Genomic DNA, 14,512 nt, shown 5'->3' with positions numbered 1-14,512 from the left:
CGACAGGTCACGGCGCGCTACGCCCGCAGGCGCAGCCCTCTCGGGGTCGGGTGGAACCCGGCGGACTCCAGGGCGGCGGCCAGGGGGGAGTCGTTGACGGCGGTGCCGTCCGCGCGCTCGACGGTCAGCTTGCCGAGGGCGCCGTCGCGTACGGCGAGCGCGAGGGCGTCGACGGCGGGCCGGAGGCGGTCGTCTCCGGAGAAGGAGAGCAGGCTCTTGCCGCCGCGCTCGACATAGAGGATCAGGTGCCCGTCGACGAGCACGACCAGGGATCCGGCCTTCCTGCCCGGTTTGTGGGTCACCTCGCCAGGGTGGGCGGGCCACGGCAGGGCCGCCCCGTACGGGTTGGCCGGGTCGGTCGCCGCCAGCACCACCGCTCGGCGGCCGCTCTCCCCCGTGCCCTCGGGCTTCCGGGAGCTCCACGGGTCGGGCACCGGTGCCGCGCTCGGCGGTGCGGCGAGTGAGACGGACATGGCGCGCATCCGGTCGACGGCACCGGGAAGGGCGAACTGGGCGCCGCCCAGCCCCTCCACGAAGTAGCCCCTGCGGCACCGGCCGCTCTCCTCGAAGGCGCGAAGCACCTGGTAGACGGCGGCGAACCCGCCCGGCAGCCGCTCGGCGGTCACCGCGCCCCTGGTCACCACGCCGTACCGCTCCAGCAGCACCTCGGCCTGGGCGTGGGCGCGCTGGGTGGCGTCCTCGGCGGGGGCGGGCAGCGTCCACCAGCGCCCGCCCACCGTGGGCGGGCCGCTCCGGCTCGGCAGCACCGCCCGCCGACGCCGGGTCGGCGCCGGGCGATGCGCGGGGCGTCCCGTCCCGAGCGTGGCCCGCAGCGGCGCCAGCGTGTCACCGGTGATCCGGCCCGACCACACCAGGTCCCACACGGCGGCGGACAGGGCACGGTCGTCCGGGACCGAACCGGCCAGAAGAACGCCGGCCCGGCTCGCCAGCTCGCGGAAGAAGAGCGCGCCCCCGCCGCCCAGCACCTCCAGCACCGCCCCGTGCACCGGGGTCAGCGTGATGTCGGCGGGATCGGGCATCAGCAGCGGCGCGGTGTCGGCGAAGTAGAGCGACACCCAGCCGTCGCCACCCGGCAGGGACCCCTGTCCCGCCCAGATCACCTCGCCGGAGGCCGTCAGCTCGTCCAGCAGCGACGGGTCGTATCCGGGCACCCGCGAGGGCAGGATCAGCGTCTCCAGTGCCGAAGCGGGCACCGCCGAGCCCTGCAGCTGCTCGATCGCGCTCACCAGTGCGTCGATCGGCGGCCTGCCCCGCCGCGGGGAGTCGGTGATGCCGTGCCAGGCGGGGGCGAAGACGGCCAGAGTCTCCGCGGAGACCGGCTCCACCTCCTTGCGGAGCCTGGCCAGGGATCTGCGGCGCAGCATCCGCAGCACTCCGGCGTCGCACCACTCCTCGCCCCGGCCACCCGGCCTGAACTCCCCGCTCACCACCCGCCCGGAGGCCGCCAGGCGGCGCAACGCGTCGGTGACGACCGCGGTGCCGAGGCCGAACCTGGCCGCGGCCGTGCTCGCGGGGAAGGGGGCGCGGGTGTGGGCGTGCCTGGCGAGCAGGTCGCCCAGCGGATCGTCCACCGGTTCCAGGAACACATGCGGCACCCCCACCGGCAGCGGCACGCCGAGCGCGTCGCGCAGCCGGGCGGCGTCCTCGATCGCCGCCCACCGCTCCTGCCCGGCCACCCGAACCCTGATCGCCCGCCGGGAGCCCTCCAGCATGGCCAGCCACGCCGGGTCACCCTCGCGCACGCTCACGTCCTCGGCCACCAGGGGGCCGTGGGAGCGGAGCAGGTCGGCCAGATCCTCGGCGTCGCGCAGCGGCCGGTCCAGCCGGGCCAGCTCCCGCTCGGTGTCGGCGATCACATCGGGGTCGAGCAGCTCGCGCAGGTCGGCCTGGCCCAGCAGCTCGGCCAGCAGACTCGTGTCGAGCGCGAGAGCCTGGGCGCGGCGCTCGGCCAGCGGAGCGTCCCCCTCGTACATGAACGCGCCGATGTAGTTGAACAGCAGCGACGCCGCGAACGGTGACGCCTTCCCGGTCTCCACCTCCACCAGCCGGACCCGCCGCGCCTCGATGTCGCGCATCAGCCGGACCAGTCCCGGAACGTCGAACACGTCCTGAAGACACTCGCGCATCGTCTCCAGCACCACGGGGAACGACGCGTAGCGGCCGGCCACGTTCAGCAGGTGCGACGCGCGCTGCCGCTGCTGCCAGAGCGGCGACCGCCTGCCCGGCACGCGGCGGGGCAGCAGCAGGGACCGCCCCGCGCACTCGCGGAACCGCGCCGCGAACAGCGCCGAGCCGCCGAGTTCCTCGGTGACGATCCGCTCGATCTCGTCCGGGTCGAAGGCGGCGACGTCGGACGGAGGTTCCGCGAGCGTGTCGGGGATGCGCAGCACGATCCCGTCGTCGGAGTGCACGGCCTGCACATCGACGCCGTGGCGCTCCCGCAGCCGCCGCCCGATCGCCAGCGCCCACGGCGCGTGCACCCGTGCTCCGTACGGAGAGTGCAGCACCACCCGCCAGTCGCCCAGCTCGTCATGGAACCGCTCGACCAGCAACGTCCGGTCGTCCGGCACATAACCGGTCGCCTGCCGCTGCTCGGCCAGGTAGGCGAGCAGGTTGGCCGCGGCGAACCCGTCCAGCCCCGCGGCCCTGATCCTCTCCAGCGCCCCGTCCCGTGCCGCGTTTCCGGCCTCGGCGTCTTCCGTCCCGGAGCTCCCCGCTCCCGCCTTCGCCTTTCCCGCCTCCGGGTCTCCCGTCCCTGAGCCCGGTGTCTCCGGGCGCGCTGTCCCCGTGCTTCCCGTCCGTGCGTTCCCCGCCGTCGAGCTCGGCGTCGTTCGGGCTCCCGCCCCCGCGTCCCTTGGCCGCGCGCTCTCCGCGGCACCGTCTCCCGCCTCGGCGTCCGCGCCCGCCGCGGACATCTGGCGGAGGAACGCGCCGATGGCCCTCCCCAGCTCCGCCGGGCGCCCCGCGGTGTCGCCGTGCCAGAACGGGAGCTTTCCCGGCTGTCCTGGCGCCGGAGTGACCAGCACCCGGTCAGCAGTGATCTCCTCGATCCGCCAGGAGGTCGCACCCAGCACGAACACGTCACCGGCCCGCGACTCGTAGACCATCTCCTCGTCCAGCTCGCCCACCCGGGAGGACTTCTCCCCGACCAGGAACACACCGAACAACCCCCGGTCGGGGATCGTGCCACCGTTGGTGACCGCCAGCCGCTGGGCTCCGGGACGGCCCCGCAGGGTGCCGGCCACCCGATCCCAGACGATGCGCGGTCGCAGCTCGGCGAACTCCTCGCTCGGGTAACGCCCGGCGAGCATGTCGAGGGTCGCCTCCAGCGCGCTTCTGGGCAGCGTCCGGTAGGGGGCGGCTCGCCGTACGACCTCCTCCAGCTCGTCCACTGTCCACTCGTCCAGCGCGGTCATCGCCACGATCTGCTGGGCGAGGACGTCGAGAGGATTGCGCGGATAGCGCAGTTCCTCGATCTCCCCGCTTCTCATCCGTTCGGCCACCACGGCCGTCTGGACCAGGTCACCCCGGTACTTGGGAAAGATCACACCACGTGAGACGGCTCCCACCTGGTGACCGGCCCTGCCGATCCGCTGCAGGCCGCTGGCCACGCTCGGCGGTGCCCCCACGCAGGCCACCAGGTCCACCGCACCCATGTCGATGCCGAGTTCCAGGCTGGAGGTCGCGACCACGGCGGGCAGTCGCCCGGACTTGAGCGCCTCCTCGATCTGGGAACGCTCCTCCTTCGACACCGACCCGTGGTGGGCCCGTACGATCTCCGGGACGACCCCCTTGGCCGAACCGGCCTGCGCCATCATGGCCGCCGGGGTGGAGAGGGAGGCGGGAGGCTCGGGGAGGCTCTCGGCCCGGTGCGCGGGATCCGCCTCCGTGCCCGCCCCGGACCGCTCCGTCTCGACGGCCCGCCGCTCCCAGGCCAGCTCGTTGAGGCGGGTGCAGAGCCGTTCGGCCAGCCGTCGTGAGTTGGCGAACACGATCGTGGAGCTGTGCCCCCCGATCAGGTCGAACAGCCGCTCCTCCACATGCGGCCAGATCGACCGCTTGGCCGGGGACTCGGTCGGCCACCGGTCGTCGTCGAGGGCGGGGGAGACGGGCGGCGTGTCGAGCTCCGTCATGTCCTCGATCGGGACGACCACCTCGACCTCGATCTCCTTACCCGCGGGCGGCTGGACCACGGTCGCCGGACGGGACCCGCCCAGGAAGGCGGCGACCTCGCTCACCGGCCGTACGGTCGCCGACAGGCCGACGCGCTGCGCGGGCCGGGCCAGGAGGGCGTCGAGCCGCTCCAGACTGAGTGCCAGGTGCGCGCCGCGCTTGGTGGCGGCCACCGCGTGCACCTCGTCGACGACGACCGTCTCCACGCCGCGCAGTGCCTCGCGGGCCTGACTGGTGAGCAGCAGGAACAGCGACTCGGGGGTGGTGATCAGAATGTCGGACGGCCTGGCCGCGAACCGGCGCCGCTCCTCGGGCGAGGTGTCGCCCGAGCGGATCGCCACCGAGATCTCCGGCACCGGCAGGCCGAGCCTTCTCGCGGTCTGCCTCAGCCCGGCCAGCGGCGCCCGGAGGTTGCGCTCGATGTCGACGGCCAGAGCCTTGAGCGGCGACACATAAAGGACCCGGCACGGCCTCGGCGGCTCCTCGTCCCGTCGGGAACGGCTCCGCCTCCCCCCGGCGCCCGTGCCGCCCGTCACGTCCGGGCCGGTGGCGCCCGCCGGGGCGTCCGTGATCGTGGTGGTGTTCCGGGCGCTTCCGGGGAACCCGGCGTCCCCCGAAGGGGTGGCGTTTCCGGGAGGCCCGACGGCCGAGCGCCCGGCCGCCAGCCGGTCGAGCGACCACAGAAAGGCGGCCAGCGTCTTGCCGGAGCCGGTGGGGGCGACCACCAGGGTGTTGTCACCCCGGGCGATCGCCGCCCACGCCCCCTCCTGTGCCGCGGTCGGCGCGGCGAAGGCCCCGGTGAACCAGTCCCTGGTCATCCGGGTGAAGTGCCCCAGCGCCCCGTCCGCGCCCGCCGTCTCGCTCATCGCGCACCCCCTCCTCCCGGCTCGGCCGACCAACCGGGCCACCGCCCATACTGCACGGCGCCACCGACAGAACCCGTCACCGCCTGCCGGCTCATCACCTGCGGATACGTGATCCACCGGTGCCACGGCCAGATCACCGGGCCTGTACGCCGGACACGTTCGAGGGGGCGTCGCCGGCACGGCCCGCCCCAGGAGTAGGTTGGCTCCTGTCGCCACTGGCATGCTTTGGCGAACACAGGACGCATTGAGTGGTGAGCTGACGATGAGCATCGACTACCAGGCCATCGAGGCGAAACGCGAGCGGATCAAGGCGGAGCACCTCAGGGAGAACCGTCCGCCGAGCAGCGCGAGGGGACTGCACCACTTCGCGCTGATCTCCTCGGACGTCGAGGCGACGATCAGGTTCTACCAGGACCTCCTGGAGTTCCCCCTCACGGAGATCTTCGAGAACCGCGACTACCAGGGGTCGAACCACTTCTTCTTCGACATCGGCAACGGCAACCTCCTCGCCTTCTTCGACTTCCCGGGGCTGGACCTCGGTCCCTACCGGGAGGTCCTCGGCGGGCTCCACCACGTCGCCGTCTCCGTGGACCCCTCCACCTGGGAGCGCCTGCGCGGCAAGCTGGCGGCGGCGGGCGTGCCGCACCAGGTGGAGAGCGGTACCTCCATCTACTTCACCGACCCGGACGGGGCGCGGGTGGAACTGCTCGCCGACCCCCTCGGCGAGATGTACGGCTCCCGCGTGCTCTGACGGGCCGCCGCCTCTCAGCCGGTCGCTCCCGGCGGGGTTCCCGCGGGCGTGCGAACCCCGCCCCCGCGTCTCCCTCTCACCCGGACCGGGCGACCGGCACGCCGCCGGCCCGCGGCGTGCCGGTCGCGGGCCGCGGCACGCCGGGGTGGTCTCATACTTGGGGCATGCGCCTGTCGGATTTCTGGAAACGGATGAAGCTGCACTTCGGCGACCAGTACGCCGAGTCGTGGGCCCATGACTACGTCATCGCCGACCTCGGCGGCCGGACCGTGATCCAGGCGCTGGCCGAGGGGGTCGGGGCGAAGGAGGTCTGGCATGCCGTGTGCGGGGTGACCGACGTCTCTCCCCGGCTCCGCTGAGGGGCGGGCCGGGGGTCAGGAGGGTTCCGCGGGCGGAGCGAGAAGTCTCTCCACCGAGCCGGCCGCGAGCGCGGGGTCGTCGGCACTCTCCTCGCCGTCCGGCGACCACAGAAACAGCCAGCCGTCCTTGACGGGGGTGGCGAAGACGATGGTCTGCCGGCCGCTGTCCGGATGCCATACCCACAGCACCGGAGCGGCGCCTCCGAGGGTGCGGCTCACCAGCCCTCGTTGTCGCAGTTCGGCGGCCAGGGAGTCGAGATGGGCTAGGCGTTGCTGCGTGAACGTGTTGGGCACGTCGGGCACCTCGGGTCGTTTCCCCTCAGGATCACCCCAGGTCAGCCTGGTTACAACAGGCTCAGGACAATTCTCGGAAATGTCGCCTCCCGGATGGGTCCGCGCTCCTCGCCACCATGGCCCCGCGTCTGTGGCCGACCCCGTACGGGAGAGTCCCGCGGTGGATCACGGTTCCTGGAAACGTGATGCCAACGGGCCGCGATCGAACAGTCGTTCGGCTATATTGAACGGGCCGTCACTCCTGGCGTGCCCTCCCGAAATTGTCGGCGGCACCCCGTAGCTTTCTGGCAACCGATCCAACCCGCGACCCTCCAGGGGGGCTCCCATGGCAGCTAACGACCGCGAGAAGGCGCTCGAGACCGCCCTCGCTCAGATCGAGCGGCAGTTCGGCAAGGGCTCCATCATGCGCCTGGGCGACGAGACCCGGGCGCCCATCGAGGTGGTCCCCACCGGCTCCATCGCGCTCGACGTGGCGCTCGGCATCGGGGGCTTCCCGCGCGGCCGCATCATCGAGGTCTACGGTCCCGAGTCCTCGGGAAAGACCACGATCGCCCTGCACGCGGTGGCCAACGCCCAGCGTGGCGGCGGCATCGCCGCGTTCATCGACGCCGAGCACGCGCTCGACCCCGAGTACGCCCAGAAGCTGGGCGTCGACACCGACGCGCTGCTCGTCTCCCAGCCGGACACCGGTGAGCAGGCGCTGGAGATCGCCGACATGCTGATCCGGTCCGGCGCCGTCGACCTGCTGGTCATCGACTCGGTCGCGGCCCTGGTGCCCAAGGCCGAGATCGAGGGCGAGATGGGCGACAGCCACGTCGGCCTCCAGGCACGCCTGATGTCCCAGGCGCTGCGCAAGGTCGCGGGCGCGCTCAACAACACCGGCACCACCGCGATCTTCATCAACCAGCTCCGCGAGAAGATCGGCGTCATGTTCGGCTCGCCCGAGACCACGACCGGTGGAAAGGCGCTGAAGTTCTACGCCTCGGTCCGCCTCGACATCCGCCGTATCGAGACGCTGAAGGACGGCACCGAGGCGGTCGGCAACCGCACCCGGGTAAAGGTCGTCAAGAACAAGATGGCCCCGCCCTTCCGGGTGGCCGACTTCGACATCCTCTACGGTGTCGGCATCTCCCGCGAGGGCGGCCTGATCGACATGGGCGTGGAGCACGGCTTCGTCCGCAAGTCCGGAGCCTGGTACACCTACGAGGGCGACCAGCTCGGCCAGGGCAAGGAGAACGCGCGAAACTTCCTCAAGAACCACCCGGACATGGCGAACGAGATCGAGAAGAAGATCAAGGAGAAGCTCGGCGTCGGCCCGCGCGTCGACAGCCCGGCCACCCCGCCGCCTGCCGCTCCGGCGACCGCCGCGCCCGGCCGTGGTTCCGGTCCGGCGACCGCCGCGTCCGGTCGCGGTTCCAAGGCGGCCACTCCCAAGCCGGGTGACGCCTGATTCGGGCTGATCGATGATGACGGGAGCCGACCTTGGTCCGCCCGGTGAGGGCGGGCCGAGAGACTGGGGTGCCTGGCCCGACGAGCCCCGGGGCGGCTCGCCGGGCAGAAGCGGGCGAGGGCGCGGGCGCGGCGATGCTCTCCCCGCCTCCGAGGGAGAGGGCGCAGGTCCCACCGCCGACGAGCCGCGAAGCCGGCGGGGACGTGGCTCCCGGCGTGGTGAGCGACGCTCCGGGGTCGGTTCTTCGGGCACCCATCCCGATGGCCTCCTTCCTGGCGGGCCGGCCGAGGGAGCTCCCGCGAGCCGGGGGGCCGGGACCGATCCGCAAGCGGTGGCGCGGGCGATCTGCCTGCGGCTGCTGACGATGGCGCCGCGCACCCGAGCTCAGCTCGCGGAGGCGTTGCACAAGCGTGAGGTGCCCCAGGAGGCGGCGGACGCCGTGCTGGAGCGCTTCTCCGAGGTCGGGCTCATCGACGATGAGGCGTTCGCCGCGGCATGGGTGAGCTCTCGCCATGCCGGGCGGGGGCTTGCCAGAAAGGCCCTTGCCTCCGAGCTCCGGCACCGGGGGGTGGACGAGGAGACCGTGAAGGACGCGGTGGAGCAGCTCGACCCCGAGCAGGAGGCGGAGACCGCCCGTCGCCTTGTGCGGCGCAAGCTCTCCTCGACCCGCGGTCTGGACCCTGCGGTCAGGACCCGCAGGCTGGCCGGCATGCTCGCTCGAAAGGGATACGGTCCTGGCCTGGCGTTTCGCGTTATCCGCGAAGTGCTGGAGGATGATGAGGCAGAAACAGCGCCATTCATGGAAGATTCGGGCTATCCCCTCGACTAGCTCAAAGCAGCCTGACGCCAGGTCTTTGCTTGCTCGTTACCTCTCTGACGCTTAATCTCAACGGCAGTGAGGAGTTACTCCGCGCAGTGCGGATTGTCATAGCGGTGTATACGGACAAACAGGCTTGGCGGATGAGGGCGGGAGAGCGGGCCGGCGGGAAAAGCCGGTGAGTGATCCCTCTGGGTTCACTTCTGTCCCGGCAGCGCCGTCTCTTGGGCTTTCCGTGCCGTGCGTGTGACCCCTCGCGTGCTTGATATTTGCGACGCGAGGAAGGTGAGGCGCGCATGGATCCGGTCGTGGTCGTCATATTGGCAGTGGCGGTTGTGGCTCTTGCCGTGATGACGGCCGTGCTGGTCGTGTTGCTGCGTCACATCGGAGGAGCCGGACCGAAGGGCCTCACCCCGGAGCAGGAGGCCGAGGTTTCGGCCCAGCTGGAGGAGGCCAGGCGTGAGGCCGCCGGTATCCGGGCGAAGGCCCAGGACGACGCCGGAGAGCTCCTGCGCAAATCGGAGGCGGCGGTCGAGGCGGCGGCCGAGATGCGCAAGGAGGTCGAGGCCGAGGGCAAGGTGCTGAAATACGAGCTCAAGGAACTCCGGGCGGACCTCGAACGCAGGGAGAACCGGCTGGCCGAGCGGGAGCAGCGCCTCGACGATGAGGCCAGGCGCCAGGCTGACCGGGCCCGCAAGCTCGCCGAGACGGAGACCGAGCTGGCCGATCGCCGCGAGGATCTCGAACGGGTGGCCGAGGAGCGCAAGGCCATCCTGGAGCGGGTGTCCGGGCTCACCGGCGACCAGGCCAGAGCCGAGCTGGTCCGGGAGATCGAGAACCAGGCCAAACGCGAGGCAGCCCTGATCGTCAGGGAGATCGAGAGCGAGGCGCGCAAGGAGGGCGAGAAGCGCGCCACCAAGATCGTTACATTGGCGGTCCAGCGGGTGGCCACCGAGCAGACCGCCGAGTCCGTCGTGAGCGTCCTGCACCTGCCGGGTGACGAGATGAAGGGGCGCATCATCGGCCGCGAGGGCCGTAACATCCGTGCCTTCGAGTCGACCACCGGAGTCAACCTGATCATCGATGACACGCCGGAAGCCGTGTTGCTGTCATGCTTCGACCCGGTCCGCCGCGAGACCGCCCGGCTGACCCTGGAGAAACTCGTCCTCGACGGCCGTATCCATCCGCAGCGCATCGAGGAGGCCCACGAGCGCAGCAAGGCCGAGGTTCAGGAGCTGTGCGTGCGGGCGGGGGAGGACGCCCTGGTGGAGCTCGGCATCACCGACATGCACCCTGAGCTGGTCACCCTCCTCGGCCAGCTCCGCTACCGCACCTCCTACGGTCAGAACGTGCTCGGCCACCTCATCGAGTCCGCCCACATCGCCGGCATCATGGCGGCCGAGCTGCGGCTCGACACGACGCTGCTCAAGCGCTGCACGCTCCTGCACGACATCGGCAAGGCCCTCACCCACGAGGTCGAGGGCAGCCACGCGCTCATCGGCGCCGAGATCGCCAGGCGGTACGGCGAGCACGAGGACGTGGTCCACGCCATCGAGGCCCACCACAACGAGGTAGAGGTCAAGACCGTCGAGGCCGTCCTCACCCAGGCCGCCGACGCGATCAGCGGCGGCCGTCCGGGCGCGCGCCGAGAGTCGCTGGAGGCCTACGTCAAGCGACTGGAGCGCCTGGAGGAGATCGCCACCTCCTACGAGGGGGTCGAGAAGGTCTTCGCCATGCAGGCGGGCCGTGAGATCAGGGTCATGGTCAAGCCGGGCTCGGTCGACGACATCCAGGCTCAGGTGATCGCCCGCGACGTCGCCAAGCAGATCGAGGAGGAGCTCACCTACCCCGGCCAGATCCGCATCACGGTCGTCCGTGAGTCCCGGGCCACCGAGTTCGCCCGCTGACGCCCGGCACTCGAAAGGTCGCCCGCCGGCCGGACGCTCGCGCCGGGGGCGGGAAGCCGCGGGTGAGCGTTCAGACGTGGAAGATCTGCTGATAGAAGGCGAGTTCGGTGGCCAGTGCCGCGCTGCGGGTCTCGGCGCGGCGGAAGCCGTGGGCCTCGCCCTCGAACGTGAGATAGGTGCAGGGAATGCCACGCTCGGCGAGAGCGTCGACGAAGGCCTGTGACTGCTCGGGGGGGACCACGGGGTCGGAGAGGCCCTGCAGGAGCAGCATCGGGCAGCTCACCCCCGCCACCTGGCCGAGAGGCTCGCGCGAGGCGTACAGAACGGGATCTTCCGGTCCGATCAGCCATTCGATGTAGCGCGACTCGAAGTCGTGGGTGGTCGCGCTGAACGTGGCGAGCGAGCTCACACCGTAGTAGGAGACGCCTCCGGCGAACACGTCGGACGTACAACAGGCCGCCATGACCGTCCAGCCGCCCGCGCTGCCGCCCCGGATCGCGATCCGTGCCGGGTCGGCCAGCCCTTCCGCGGCCAGCCATTCGGCCGTGGCGATCGAGTCCTCGACGTCGACCACACCCCACTGGCCGCGCAGCCGCTCGCGGTAGGCGCGGCCGTAGCCGGTGGAACCGCCGTAGTTGACGTCGATCACCCCGATGCCCCTGCTGGTGAAGAACGCCTTCTCCAGGTCGAGTGCTCCGGCGCTGTGCCCGGTCGGCCCGCCGTGCACGAACACGACGTACGGCGGAGGGCCCTCGCCGCGTGCCAGGGGGTTGGACGGCGGATAGAGGAACGCGTGCACCTCGCGTCCGAACCGGCTCTCGAACTCCACGGTTCTGGGGAGCGGCAGGTAGGCGGTGTCGGGCAGCTCGTTGATGTCCCTGCGCAGCTCCTGCGCGCTGCCGGTCAACGTGTCGACCCGGACGATCGAGCGGGGCAGCGCCGGGCCGTACCCGATGCCGACCAGGGCGTGCCCGTCGGTGGCCAGCACCGGATCCCAGCCGTCGTAGGGCACGTCCAGGTCGCTCAGCAGGCCGCTGTCCGGGTCGAAGACGCCCAGCCGCAGGCCGCCCAGCCCGTGCAGGACCGCGAGGCTGCCGTCGGCCATCGGCGCGTACGGTGTCGCGCCGAGCTGCCACAGCGGGCCCGCGAACTCCTCCTCCATCGGGTAGAGGGCCCGGGTCGCGGTGCCGTATATCCCGACCAGGTAGAGATTCCACCAGCCCGACCAGTCGGAGATCGCGTAAAGGTGTCGCTCGTCACGCCACCGCGGGGCGAGCACCGACTCGGAGATGCCCCCCTTGACCTTCCAGGAGGTGCCGTCGGCCAGCCGGCAGACCCGCAGCTCGGTGCCGTTCCACGGCATCTGGGGATGGTTCCAGCAGATGAAGGCCAGGTGCTCGCCGTCGGGGGAGACGGTGGGGGAGGCGTAGAAATCATGCCCGCTGATCCGCTCACGGGGCTCGGCCCCGCCGGAGGGGGGGCCGGAGAGAGGGATCGACACGATCGACCGGCTCACCTCGCCGTCGGCGTGCCGCTCCCTGACGCACCAGATCTGACCGTCGTGGACGAGGAGGTCCGCGTAGCGCAGGGCGGTGGGGTGCTCGGGCTCGGGGGTGAGCGGCCGGGGCTCGCCGCCGGTGGGCAGCAGGTAGAGCCGCTGGTCTGTGAAGTTCGTGAACACCAGGCCCTCGCCGGGCACCACCGCGTACGACCGCCCGCCGTACTCGTGGACCCTGGTCCTGGCGCTCCACGGCGCGCTCAGCAGATCGTGCTGCGTGCCGTCCGCGCTCTGGTGCACGATGGTGGTCCGCCCGCCCTCGGCGGGACGGTCCTCGGTCCACCAGACCTCCCCGCCGAGCACTGTCGGGAACCCGAGGCGCAGCCCGGAGCGGGCGACGTCGGAAGTGGAGATCGGCGAGGGCCAGGTGGCGTACGGCAGGATGGCCTGCTCGGGGGACATGGCGCAATCCTGCCCGATAACCCGCTCCGTGTCGCCGGTATCACGCTCGCGTCACCAGAGATATGCCGCCGACGGTCGGCACGAGCCGCAGGATCGGGGGGAATGAGGGGGTAGAGGTGGTTGATCCGACCTCTTCCACAGGCCGGGTTTCACCGGCTACGGGAGCCTCGCCTGCCTCGGAGCGCCCGGCCAACCGGTCCGGGGCCCGGCATGGGAGGAGGGCGGCCACCGGACCCGGTGACCGCCCTCGACCGCTGTGCTTCCTACGGTGCCGGATTTCCCAGGCCGCCCTCGACCGCGGTCGGTGAGTCGGGCCGGGCGATCGGCTGGGCCGCCGTCTTCCTGCTGCGACGGCTCCGCATCTCCAGCCAGGTGGCGATGGTGCCCACCATCACGTTGATGATGATGTAGATGATCGCGATGACGATCACTGCGGGAATGATGTTGTTGAAGTTGGAGGGCAGCACGCGCGCCCCCGCGTTGAGCAGGTCCTCGAACGACACGATGAAGCCCAGGGCGGTGTCCTTCAGCAGCACCACCAACTGCGCGACGATCGCCGGCATCATCACGGTGACCGCCTGCGGCAGCAGGATCATCCGCATCACCTGACCGGGACGCAGGCCGACCGCCAGCGCGGCCTCGCTCTGCCCTCGGGGGATCGACAGGATGCCCGCCCGTACGATCTCCGCCAGCACCGAGCCGTTGTACAGGACCAGGCCGACGACCACCGCGGCGAACGGCGTCACGGTGAGCCCGAAGACCGCGCTCCCGCCGAACATCACCGCGAAGATCATGATCAGCAACGGGATCGCCCTGAAGAACTCGACCACCGCGCCCGCCGCGAGGCGGATCCAGGCCCGTTCCGAGAGCCGGCCGATGCCGAAGACGAAGCCGAACGGCACCGCGATCACGGCGGCGACCGCGGCCGCGCTGAGCGTGTTCAGCAGGCCGGGCAGGATCAGGTTGAGCCACACGTCGCCGCGCAGGAACGGCGTCCACATCTCGGCGCTGAGCTGGTTCTTCTCGTCGAGCTTGGTCACCATCACGTACACCGCGAACAGCGTGGCGGCGATGACCAGCACGGTGAGCACGTTGTTGCGGATCCTGGCCTTGGGGCCGGGAATGTCGTACAGGACGCTGACGCGCTCGGAGCTGTCGGCGCGCCCGCGCGCCGGGCGCCGGGTGCGCTCGGTGGTCACCGCGGTCATCGGACCACCGCCAGACGCTTGGCCAGCCAGCCGAACAGCAGTCCGGTGGGCAGGGTCAGGATCAGGAAGCCCAGCGCGAACCCGGCGAAGATCTGCACGACCGCGTCGCCGTGCGCCTCGAAGAGCGTCTTCATCGTCAGGGAAGCCTCTCCGACCCCGATGGCGGCGGCGATCGTGGTGTTCTTGGTCAGCGCGATCAGGATGCTGCCCAGCGGGGCGATCACCGCGCGGAACGCCTGGGGCAGCACGATCAGTCTCAGGTTCTGACCGAAGGTGAGCCCGATGGCGCGGGCCGCCTCGGCCTGGCCGACCGGCACCGTGTTGATCCCGGCCCGGATCGCCTCACAGACGAACGCCGCGGTGTAGGCGGACAGGCCGATGATGGAGAGCCACATGTAGTTGGTGGACAGGCTCGGGGAGAACGAGACGTCCAGGACCAGTCCGAGGCCCAGCCCGCAGAACACGATCACCAGGGTCAGCGGGGTGTTCCGCAGGACGTTCACGTACGTCGTGCCGATTCCGCGCAGCACAGGCAGCGGGCTGACCCGCATCCCCGCGAGGATCGTCCCGAGCACCAGCGCCACCAGCCCGCTGGCGAGGGTGAGCCGGATCGTCAACCAGAAAGCTTCCAGAATGACCCGGAATTCTTCGGAGAGTGCCTGCACTCGTTCCTCCAGTGGTCACCGGCCGAGGCGTCCGCGCGCCC

Annotated in this window: 10 protein-coding genes; 5 read left to right on the top strand and 5 right to left on the bottom strand. The window is 71.2% G+C overall.

All coding sequences use genetic code 11. The features are described from left to right. Nucleotides 1–17: 17 nt before the first annotated feature. Nucleotides 18–5,060 carry an ATP-dependent helicase gene (locus tag ACFQVD_RS20370; RefSeq protein ID WP_386271775.1) on the bottom strand — a complete coding sequence of 1,681 codons (5,043 nt, stop codon included), beginning with the start codon at nt 5,058–5,060 and terminating at the stop codon, nt 18–20. Nucleotides 5,061–5,322: 262 nt separating this feature from the next. Here ACFQVD_RS20370 and ACFQVD_RS20365 point away from each other — a divergent pair, with 262 nt between their 5' ends. Together ACFQVD_RS20365 and ACFQVD_RS20360 are read left to right on the top strand one after the other, a co-directional pair. Continuing rightward, complete coding sequence (locus ACFQVD_RS20365; protein WP_343980012.1) at nt 5,323–5,811, top strand: VOC family protein; 489 nt, start codon at nt 5,323–5,325, stop codon at nt 5,809–5,811. Nucleotides 5,812–5,975: 164 nt separating this feature from the next. Continuing rightward, on the top strand, nt 5,976–6,170 hold the full coding sequence (locus ACFQVD_RS20360) for a DUF3046 domain-containing protein (protein ID WP_030904097.1): 195 nt from the start codon (nt 5,976–5,978) through the stop codon (nt 6,168–6,170). A gap of 15 nt (nt 6,171–6,185) precedes the next feature. On the opposite strand, the gene ACFQVD_RS20355 is transcribed toward ACFQVD_RS20360, so the two are convergent. Further along, nucleotides 6,186–6,464, bottom strand: a complete 279-nt coding sequence (locus tag ACFQVD_RS20355) for a hypothetical protein (protein ID WP_343980007.1) — start codon at nt 6,462–6,464, stop codon at nt 6,186–6,188. A gap of 325 nt (nt 6,465–6,789) precedes the next feature. Here ACFQVD_RS20355 and recA point away from each other — a divergent pair, with 325 nt between their 5' ends. From recA to rny, 3 genes are all read left to right on the top strand, one after another. Beyond that, a complete protein-coding gene (recA, locus tag ACFQVD_RS20350) occupies nt 6,790–7,914 on the top strand; it encodes a recombinase RecA (protein WP_343980004.1) in 1,125 nt (374 codons plus the stop codon). A 13-nt stretch (nt 7,915–7,927) separates the two neighbouring features. Beyond that, nucleotides 7,928–8,743 (top strand): recombination regulator RecX, encoded by an 816-nt coding sequence (recX, locus tag ACFQVD_RS20345; RefSeq protein WP_343980001.1) that lies wholly within the window; start codon nt 7,928–7,930, stop codon nt 8,741–8,743. Between the two features lie 284 nt (nt 8,744–9,027). After that, nucleotides 9,028–10,638: a ribonuclease Y gene (gene rny / locus ACFQVD_RS20340; RefSeq protein WP_343979998.1), complete on the top strand. Its 1,611-nt coding sequence runs from the start codon at nt 9,028–9,030 to the stop codon at nt 10,636–10,638. Between the two features lie 70 nt (nt 10,639–10,708). Here the strand turns inward: rny and ACFQVD_RS20335 are convergent, their stop codons facing one another. The 3 genes from ACFQVD_RS20335 to ACFQVD_RS20325 all read right to left on the bottom strand — a co-directional run bounded on the left by ACFQVD_RS20335 (nt 10,709) and on the right by ACFQVD_RS20325 (nt 14,471). Further along, a complete protein-coding gene (locus tag ACFQVD_RS20335) occupies nt 10,709–12,598 on the bottom strand; it encodes a S9 family peptidase (RefSeq protein ID WP_343979994.1) in 1,890 nt (629 codons plus the stop codon). Nucleotides 12,599–12,861: 263 nt separating this feature from the next. Next, nucleotides 12,862–13,806, bottom strand: a complete 945-nt coding sequence (locus ACFQVD_RS20330; RefSeq protein WP_343979991.1) for an amino acid ABC transporter permease — start codon at nt 13,804–13,806, stop codon at nt 12,862–12,864. Beyond that, entirely contained in the window at nt 13,803–14,471 is a 669-nt protein-coding gene (locus ACFQVD_RS20325) for an amino acid ABC transporter permease (RefSeq protein WP_343979988.1), read from the bottom strand. Before ACFQVD_RS20325 ends, ACFQVD_RS20330 begins: the two co-directional genes overlap by 4 nt. Nucleotides 14,472–14,512 lie beyond the last annotated feature (41 nt).

Source organism: Streptosporangium amethystogenes subsp. fukuiense, from assembly GCF_042665875.1.
Lineage (GTDB): Bacteria > Actinomycetota > Actinomycetes > Streptosporangiales > Streptosporangiaceae > Streptosporangium > Streptosporangium fukuiense.
This window is presented reverse-complemented; position numbering and strand designations above follow the sequence as displayed.

Excerpts from the sequence above, each read along its gene's own strand:
- ACFQVD_RS20370 (WP_386271775.1), bottom strand. The coding sequence starts at position 5,060 with ATGAGCGAGACGGCGGGCGCGGACGGGGCGCTGGGGCACTTCACCCGG.
- ACFQVD_RS20365 (WP_343980012.1), top strand. The coding sequence starts at position 5,323 with ATGAGCATCGACTACCAGGCCATCGAGGCGAAACGCGAGCGGATCAAG.
- ACFQVD_RS20360 (WP_030904097.1), top strand. The coding sequence starts at position 5,976 with ATGCGCCTGTCGGATTTCTGGAAACGGATGAAGCTGCACTTCGGCGAC.
- recA (WP_343980004.1), top strand. The coding sequence starts at position 6,790 with ATGGCAGCTAACGACCGCGAGAAGGCGCTCGAGACCGCCCTCGCTCAG.
- recX (WP_343980001.1), top strand. The coding sequence starts at position 7,928 with ATGATGACGGGAGCCGACCTTGGTCCGCCCGGTGAGGGCGGGCCGAGA.
- rny (WP_343979998.1), top strand. The coding sequence starts at position 9,028 with ATGGATCCGGTCGTGGTCGTCATATTGGCAGTGGCGGTTGTGGCTCTT.
- ACFQVD_RS20335 (WP_343979994.1), bottom strand. The coding sequence starts at position 12,598 with ATGTCCCCCGAGCAGGCCATCCTGCCGTACGCCACCTGGCCCTCGCCG.
- ACFQVD_RS20330 (WP_343979991.1), bottom strand. The coding sequence starts at position 13,806 with ATGACCGCGGTGACCACCGAGCGCACCCGGCGCCCGGCGCGCGGGCGC.